The sequence below is a fragment of the Planococcus sp. CAU13 genome (assembly GCF_000775575.1).
Classification (GTDB): domain Bacteria; phylum Bacillota; class Bacilli; order Bacillales_A; family Planococcaceae; genus Planococcus.
In genome coordinates this window covers 1-7,856 of sequence record NZ_JRGN01000050.1, presented here as the reverse complement: position 1 = coordinate 7,856, position 7,856 = coordinate 1, and the positions used below count along the sequence as shown (strand labels likewise).

General features: G+C 50.2%; 7 protein-coding genes and 1 pseudogene. 6 read left to right on the top strand and 2 right to left on the bottom strand.

Translation table 11 applies throughout. The features are described from left to right. The first annotated feature begins 264 nt into the window (after window positions 1-264). The 5 genes from KW93_RS02195 to KW93_RS02175 all read left to right on the top strand — a co-directional run bounded on the left by KW93_RS02195 (window position 265) and on the right by KW93_RS02175 (window position 4,700). Window positions 265-1,263, top strand: a complete 999-nt coding sequence (locus KW93_RS02195) for a glycosyltransferase (protein WP_033541325.1) — start codon at window positions 265-267, stop codon at window positions 1,261-1,263. Between the two features lie 32 nt (window positions 1,264-1,295). Next, window positions 1,296-2,345 (top strand): selenide, water dikinase SelD, encoded by a 1,050-nt coding sequence (selD, locus tag KW93_RS02190; RefSeq protein WP_200883314.1) that lies wholly within the window; start codon window positions 1,296-1,298, stop codon window positions 2,343-2,345. Between the two features lie 148 nt (window positions 2,346-2,493). Next, the gene (gene phnE / locus KW93_RS02185; protein WP_033541323.1) at window positions 2,494-3,249 is read left to right on the top strand and encodes a phosphonate ABC transporter, permease protein PhnE; all 756 of its coding nucleotides are present in this window, start codon (window positions 2,494-2,496) and stop codon (window positions 3,247-3,249) included. Window positions 3,250-3,262: 13 nt separating this feature from the next. Then, on the top strand, window positions 3,263-4,024 hold the full coding sequence (phnC, locus tag KW93_RS02180) for a phosphonate ABC transporter ATP-binding protein (RefSeq protein WP_033541322.1): 762 nt from the start codon (window positions 3,263-3,265) through the stop codon (window positions 4,022-4,024). Between the two features lie 67 nt (window positions 4,025-4,091). Next, window positions 4,092-4,700, top strand: a complete 609-nt coding sequence (locus KW93_RS02175; RefSeq protein WP_033541321.1) for a polysaccharide deacetylase family protein — start codon at window positions 4,092-4,094, stop codon at window positions 4,698-4,700. A gap of 207 nt (window positions 4,701-4,907) precedes the next feature. On the opposite strand, the pseudogene KW93_RS16750 reads toward KW93_RS02175, so the two are convergent. Next, window positions 4,908-5,114, bottom strand: a pseudogene (locus KW93_RS16750) (thioredoxin domain-containing protein); the annotation flags it as partial. A gap of 166 nt (window positions 5,115-5,280) precedes the next feature. Further along, complete coding sequence (gene phnD / locus KW93_RS02165; RefSeq protein WP_033541320.1) at window positions 5,281-6,183, bottom strand: phosphate/phosphite/phosphonate ABC transporter substrate-binding protein; 903 nt, start codon at window positions 6,181-6,183, stop codon at window positions 5,281-5,283. 248 nt (window positions 6,184-6,431) lie between these two features. On the opposite strand from phnD, the gene KW93_RS02160 reads away from it, so the two are divergent. Then, window positions 6,432-7,688 carry a YeeE/YedE family protein gene (locus tag KW93_RS02160; protein ID WP_033541319.1) on the top strand — a complete coding sequence of 419 codons (1,257 nt, stop codon included), beginning with the start codon at window positions 6,432-6,434 and terminating at the stop codon, window positions 7,686-7,688. The last annotated feature ends 168 nt before the right edge of the window (window positions 7,689-7,856 follow it).

Below are 7,856 nucleotides of genomic sequence, written 5' to 3'. Positions count from 1 at the left end.
GGAAGGGCAGCTTAAGTCCGAGGAGTTGGCCGTTGAAGTCTGGACACAGGATGCCTCTTTAAAAGGTTAATCTTTCTTTATTAATCTGGAATAAAAGCCGCCGAATCGGCGGCTTTTTCTTTGCTATCCCCGATGATTTTCTTCGAATAAAAGATTTATAAGTGATTAAAGATGACAAAATACACTAGTTTCAGGATAATTAACTGGAGACATAGTTATGCAGCCAGTTCTTCACGCCAGAACACATAAAGGATTGAATCAGCGATGAAAATTGTATTGGCCGCTCCCAATTATCCGCAGCCGCGTGGCAACACGGTGACGGTGCGGAGAATTGCAGCGAATTTGGAGAAGATTGGTGTCCGGACGAAAATTGTTTCAACTACCGGTGATAATCAGGCACGTTCGCTGCCGGAAGCAGATCTGGTACATGGCTTTCACGCGTATTACTTCCACCAGTTTCTGCAGCAGCTCGAACAAAAACCGGACAAATACATCGTCACTATGACCGGCACCGATTTGAATGTGGACCTGTTCCACCCTGAAAAGCGGACGGCGGTTCTCAGCACGCTGGACTGCGCCGAAGCAATCCACGTTTTTGATGAAGCCGCAAAAACCACAGTGCTGCAGGAAGCACCGCAATTCAAAGGAAAAATTTTCGCAATCGCGCAGGGCACCAGCGATTTCTCACCGGCGCATCAATCGGAGCTTCAAAAAGAAGCCGGCACATTTTTATTCGTATTGCCGGCCGGCATCCGGAAAGTGAAAAATATTCCGTTCGCCATCCATGCTCTCGCCAGACTCCATGAAAAGTATCCAAACCTGCGCCTGTGGCTGGCGGGTCCGATACTTGAAGAGGCGGAAGCAGAGATTGTCCTTGATCTGGCGGAACAGCATGCAGACTGGCTGACATACATTGGCGAAGTTCCACATGCCGAAATGGGTACCGTTTTCGCACATGCCGACGTCGTGCTGAACACTTCCCATTCGGAAGGGCAGCCCGCGGCGATCCTGGAAGCGATGGGATACGGCAAACCGGTTCTCGTTTCCAGCGTGCCCGGCAATAAAGGCATGGTTGAAAATGGAAGAACCGGGTATTTGTATAATGATGAAAACCAATTCCTTGATTACGCAGCGGAGCTGATTGATAATAGCGAAGCGAGACAGCGGATCGGACAGCAGGCGAAACAATATGCGGCCGATCACCATTCCCCAACGCTTGAAGCGGAAACGCTGCGGCAGATTTACCGCTCCATTTTGGAGTAAGAGAATAACAAACAGAAAAGAGGCGGATTCTAATGACTGAAAAAGATATGGTTAAATTGACATCTTTATCATCCAAGGGTGGTTGAGGATGCAAAATTGGTCCTGAGGACCTGGCGCAGGTTCTGCGTCACTTACCGAGAAATGCAGACAACCCTAATTTACTGGTCGGCCTTGATACAGCCGACGATGCTGGAGTTTACAAAATCAGCGATGATGTGGCGCTTGTCCAGACACTGGACTTTTTCACGCCGATCGTCGATGACCCTTATATGTTCGGACAAATCGGCGCAGCCAACTCATTGAGCGACGTTTACGCAATGGGCGGCAAGCCGCTGACGGTCATGAATATCGTGGCGTTCCCCATCAACACACTTGATAAAAGCATTCTGGCTGACATTCTGGCCGGAGCTTCCGATAAAGTGAAAGAATCCGGTGCCACTTTGGTCGGCGGACATTCGATCGACGACGCGGAGCCGAAATTCGGCCTTTCCGTTACCGGCACGATCCACCCTGACCGCATCCGCTCCAATGCCGGTGCACAGGCGGGTGACCGCCTGATCCTGACCAAGCCGATCGGCGTCGGTATCCTGACGACCGCCATCAAACGCGACTTGCTTGAAAAAGACGATCTCAACGAAGTGATGGACGTGATGGCTACACTGAATAAAAAAGCGGCTGAAGCGATGGAAAATTACACAGTCAATGCCTGCACGGACGTAACAGGCTTCGGACTTCTTGGCCATACGATGGAAATCGCCAAAGGCAGCGGCACAGGAATTACAATCTACAACAATGAAGTGCCTGTCCTGTCGAAAGCCAAAGAACTGGCCGTGCAAAACATCATTCCGGGCGGCACTTACAAAAATCATAAATGGCTTTCGGCGGATATCGATTACGCAGAGAACATCAGCGAGATCGACCAGCTGATCCTTTGTGACGCTGTCACATCGGGCGGCCTGCTGATTTCGGTTCCTGAAGCCGAGGCGGAAGCATTGCAGCGCGATCTTCAAAACAGCGGCGTTCAATCTTCGATCATCGGAGAAGTGACGAGTGAAAATGCAAACCGTATTCAAGTCATTTAATACAGATTGATGTAAGATGTTTTACGTTCTTTCTGCAAACCCATAAACAAGGACTCGAAATGAGTCCTTGTTTTAACATTACATACCGGCAATCCATGTTTTATTTTCATGAACTGAGTGGCATCTCCGAAGAATAGAGTTGATATAGATGTGGTTTAAAAGGAAAAATTTCATCACTTTCGCTTTTCTGGTTCTGGCAGTCTTCATCAGTATGCGGCTGACCGAATTCGATTTGACGAAATTCCGTGATTTCCGGAACATGATACACTTTTTGTCGCAGTGGTTCCCAATGGACTTCACAGCGCTTCCTGGCATGCTGGAAGATACACTCGCCACGCTGGCCATGGCGTTCCTGGGCAGTTTTTTAGGGCTGGTCATCGGTTTGCCGCTCGCATTCTTTGCTGCGCGGAACACTTCCTCTTCCAAGCCGGTCTTCCACTTTTTCCGGGTCGCGCTCAGCTTTGTGCGTTCCGTGCCGGAAATCGTTTTTGGCCTGATTCTCCTGACCACGCTTGGGCTCGGGCCATTTCCGGCTGTGCTGGCAATCACCTTTCATAATATCGGCGTCATGGGCAAGCTGATTTCCGAGCTGATCGAAGCGGCGGACACAGGGCCTCAGGAAGCGATGAAAGCGGTCGGCGCAAAACGCTGGGTCGCGTCCATCTTCAGTATTCTTCCGCAGATCTGGCCGAATGTGCTGTCCAACTTTTTCTACCGCTTCGAAGTGGCGATCCGCACTTCACTGATTCTCGGATTCATCGGCGGCGGCGGCATCGGCCAGCGCCTGTTCACTGATTTCAATACATTCAATTATTCTGCTGTGTCGCTTGATGTGCTGATCATCATGGTCATGGTGATTCTCGTCGACTCGCTCGGCAGTTTTGTCCGAAACCGCGTTATTTAAAGGAGGCCAGAAAATGCTGGAAATGAAAAATGTATCCGTCCGTTACCCGGGCATGAAAAAAAATGCCCTTTCCGATTTAAATCTGTCTTTCGATAAAAATGATTTTGTCTGTGTACTCGGCAAAAGCGGCGCCGGCAAGTCGACGTTCATCCGCTGCATCAACGGGCTGCAGCAGCCGACCGAAGGGGAAATCCATTTCGACGGAAACCCGATGTCTTTTCAAAAAGAAGAATTGCGCCGGCAGCGGAGGGAAATGGGAATGGTTTTTCAGCATTTCAACCTGATCCCCCGCCTGAGCGTGCTGCAGAATGTATTGACCGGCCGCTTCGGCTACCGTTCCACGTTCAAGAATCTGATCGGCTGGTTTACATCCGAAGAAATCGAGGAAGCCAAACGCATCATTGCCGAGGTCGGGCTGACTGAAATGGAGAATCGCCGGATCGAGAATTTGAGCGGTGGCCAGAAACAGCGTGTCGGCATCGCGCGGGCGCTCGTGCAGCATCCGCGGATTCTTCTCGGGGATGAGCCGGTGGCCAGCCTGGATCCGGGAACATCGAACCGCATCTTTTCTTTATTGCAGGATATTCATCAGCGCCATGGATTGCTGACCATCATCAATGTGCATGATATCGAACTTGCGAAACGCTTCGCAACGCGGATCATCGCCCTGAAAGACGGCGAACTGATTTTCGACGGCAAGCCCGAAGACTTCACCAGTGCTGAATATCAGGAAACATACGAATCCGAACAGCAGAACCTTTTTTTCCAGATTTGATGCAATCTTCTCAAGGAGGGTGATTTTGATGAGAAAAAATCCATGAGCAGTCGATTCGTCCAGAGTCGTGTACGACTCTCAAAATCCGGAAATCCTGACTTCTGTCCCCAGCCGGACTCCCGGCAGGAAAACCGTCATTCTCACTTTTGATGATGGACCGAGCCGGGTTCTCCCGGAAATTCTTGATATATTGAAGGAAACAAAAACGCCGGCCGTCTTTTTCTGGCAATCCCGCCTGCTGCATAAAGAAAGGCCGTGGAGACGCGTGCTCGCAGAAGGTCACCAGATCGGCACCCATGGTGTAAACCATAAAAACATGACTGCCAGCATGACGCAGCAGCAGCAATTCGATGAACTGAAACGGAGCTTGGACGCGATTGAACACATCACCAATATACCGATGAAATACTTCCGTCCACCATACGGACAGTTCAATGACGATACGCTGCAGGCGGCGAAAAGGTTAAACCTCCAAACCGTCATGTGGCGGATCGCTTCGATGGACTGGGAGCTGAAAGACGATCCCGACCAGATCATCACGTACATCATCGATCACCTCGAAGACGGCGCCATTATTCTATTGCATGAGTTAAGGCAGACCGTCCAGATCCTTCCGCGGCTCATCGGTGCCATTCGGGAGCATGGTTACGAATTCGCTCTACTGGAAACCGAATAATCGGCAGAATTAAAAAAGCGCCGCCAGCTGACAGCCCACGAACTCGTTCGTGTGACTGCCGCTGGCGGCGCTTTTTTTATTGAAATTATCCAGACTCCGGCGACCCAACTCTTCGATCATAAGTCAGTCCAACTGCGTGGCAAAGAACGCCACTACGTTGGCCCGCCTTATGCCTTTCAGAGCTGAACGGGTACCGTCGCTTTTCTATTATAATTGAGCAAACTCTTTCAACGGCTCTTCCGGCATAAAGCCGACTGAGCGTTTCACTTCTTTGCCATCTTTGACGAGCACTAGAGTCGGGATACTCATGATGCCAAATTGCTGTGCCAACTCTGGAACATCGTTGACAACCACTTTATAGAAATCCACTGAATCAAGCTGTTCAGCTACGTTTGAGACCACCGGTCCCAATTGGGCGCAAGGCCCTCAGCCATTCGATCCGAAATTCAGGACGACCGGTCTTTCATTGTTTTCAACAAGCGCTGCATATTCTTCTGAAGTAATCTCTTTAACCATATGATTGCCTCCTTTTTTTATCTTACTTAACCATATAATACCCGTTTTTCACGGCTCCTATGCTTTATTCCTCGATAATGCCTTCTTTGATCGCAGCCTGCTTGATGCTTTCATAATCCTCCGTGGTAGCTTCTGTAAAGCCTGAAGCACCGAATGCATCGAGAATAACTTCATCCTCTATCGCCAGGAATGCTTCCTGCAGCTTTGCCACTGTTTCGTCGTCGATGCTGTCGCGAACTGCCCAAGGATACTGGAATAATTCTTCCGATTCCCAAAGGATTCTAACCTGCTCGTCGTCAATCTTGCCCGATTCCACCAATTGATTGTAAATCGCGCTGTCGATGGCTCCCGCATCCACTTGCTTGTTGATTACCGACAAAGCAGTGGCATCGTGGGAACTTGTGTTGCGGACCGTGTTGAATTCATAGGACTGGAGGGATTCATAGACTCCGCGGTCCTTCAATTCCATGGACGGAATCAATGAACCTGAAGTGGAGCTCGGATCACCGAACGCAAAATCGATCTCTCCCGGATTTTCCAGCAGCTCATCCAGTGAATTCCACGGGTTATCTGCATGCGTAATGATATAAGAACGGTAGAAAGGTTCACCGTCCACCAATTGCGTGATAATCGCCTGCGCGTTGCTGTTGACGTTCGCGATGACGAAAGTCAATGGCCCAAGAAATGCCATGTCGATCTTGTCGTAATTCATCGCTTCCACTACGCCGTTGTAATTCGGGTAGACGTCGAGCTTTACTTCGCGGTCAAGCTCTTCACTCAAATAAGTCTGGAGCTTGTTCATCGCATCTTCCATTTCCCCTTCGGTCTGGGCCGGAATAACGCCGATTGTAAAGACTTCTTCTGGGCTTTCAGCCGCCTGCTCCGTATTTTCTTCTTCCGCATTTCCGCAAGCCGCCAAAACAAGCGCCAGGCTCAGCAGAATTGCCGTAATCCAATATTTTTTCATCTTCTGCACCTCTATTTTCTTCATTCCTTTATTTCATTGTCCATGAAAATAAGAACGTGATGTAACAATTATTCAACAGACTCCATGCACAATCAAGGAAACAGGCTTTGCAGAAAAATAGTCCGACTATTTCCGGTTCGTTTTAACCGTTCATTGCACCCGAGCTTAAACGGTTGACTGGAATAAAGGAAGCTATTATTATATTAAAATATTCCCGACTAAATTAATAGGAAAAGGATGATATAGATTTGACCACCACTCACGTTCAACCCATCAACGAAGCACAGGATCCTGTCATCAGAGAGAGCCTTGCCTTGAATCCGCCGCAGAAGCTATTGATTGCAGGCGGGGCCATCGTTGCATTCATACTGGCTGTTTATCTGCTGGCGACGCAGCACGTATCACAAACGATGCTGCTCATAATCGGCCTGATGCTAGGCTATACCTTGTTCCATGCCCGTTTCGGTTTCACTTCCGCATTCCGGCGCATGATGTCCGTCGGCAACGGCCAGGCGATGCGTTCGCATATGCTGATGCTCGCTGTCGCCGTTACGCTGTTCGCGCCGATATTGGCATACGGCAGCACATTTTTCGGCGGACCCGTTGCCGGTTACGTCTCACCGGTCGGCGTCAGCCTCATTGTCGGTGCCTTCATCTTCGGAATCGGCATGCAGCTCGGCGGAGGCTGCGCTTCCGGCACACTCTATTCCATCGGCGGCGGAAGTTCCGTCATGTTCGTAACGCTCATTTTCTTTATTATCGGTACAACGGTCGGCGCTTATCACCTGCCGTTCTGGACCGAAGAAATGCCTGCTTTTGAACCTTTTTCACTGGCTACTTCCACCGGCCTCGGCTACGGCGGTGCCTGGCTTGTATCGATTGCGCTTTTCGCCGTGATCGCCTGGGTAACGGTCGTTATCGAGAAAAAAAGAAAAGCGCCGAAGATGGCGCCTGTACCGTCTGAAAAAAGCTGGAAGCGGATCTTCCGCGGTTCATGGCCCCTGTTTGCAGCGGCAATTGTGCTGGCTGTACTGAACGCATTGACATTGATGACACGCGGTACGCCGTGGGGCATCACGTCCGCTTTCGCGTTGTGGGGATCGAAAATCGCCGGCGCTTTCGGCGTCGACGTCGCGAGCTGGGGTTACTGGCAAGGTGCCAATGCCGCTGCTCTTGAGGCGTCCATTTTCGCCGATTCCACGACCATTTTGAACTTCGGCGTCATCCTTGGAGCGTTTCTCGCTTCGGCTGCCGGCGGATTGTTCAAATTCACGCAAGTCAAAGCCGGCCATTTCGCGGCTTCCGTTGTCGGTGGCCTGATGATGGGCTACGGCGCACGCCTTGCGTTCGGCTGCAACATCGGCGCCTACTTCGGCGGCATCGCATCGTTCAGCCTGCACGGCTACATCTGGGGAATCCTGGCGCTTGCCGGCACTTTCCTTGCGCTGTATCTCCGTCCGCTGTTCGGTCTGTCGGTGCCGAAGTCGAATGATTCGGTGTGCTGACAAATTTTAATAAGAAAATCCGTGAAGAGCCCTTCTTCACGGATTTTTTATATTCGATCGATGGAGCAAGCGGAAAGTTATCATTTCTATTGACTGTTGCAGCGGAATATTATCACTGCGCAAATAAACTTCAATCTCCGCAAATAAATTGGAATCTGCGCAAACAAA

Bases quoted from the DNA above. Each gene is read 5' to 3' on its own strand.
- KW93_RS02195 (WP_033541325.1), top strand. From the start codon at position 265: ATGAAAATTGTATTGGCCGCTCCCAATTATCCGCAGCCGCGTGGCAAC.
- phnE (WP_033541323.1), top strand. From the start codon at position 2,494: ATGTGGTTTAAAAGGAAAAATTTCATCACTTTCGCTTTTCTGGTTCTG.
- phnC (WP_033541322.1), top strand. From the start codon at position 3,263: ATGCTGGAAATGAAAAATGTATCCGTCCGTTACCCGGGCATGAAAAAA.
- phnD (WP_033541320.1), bottom strand. From the start codon at position 6,183: ATGAAAAAATATTGGATTACGGCAATTCTGCTGAGCCTGGCGCTTGTT.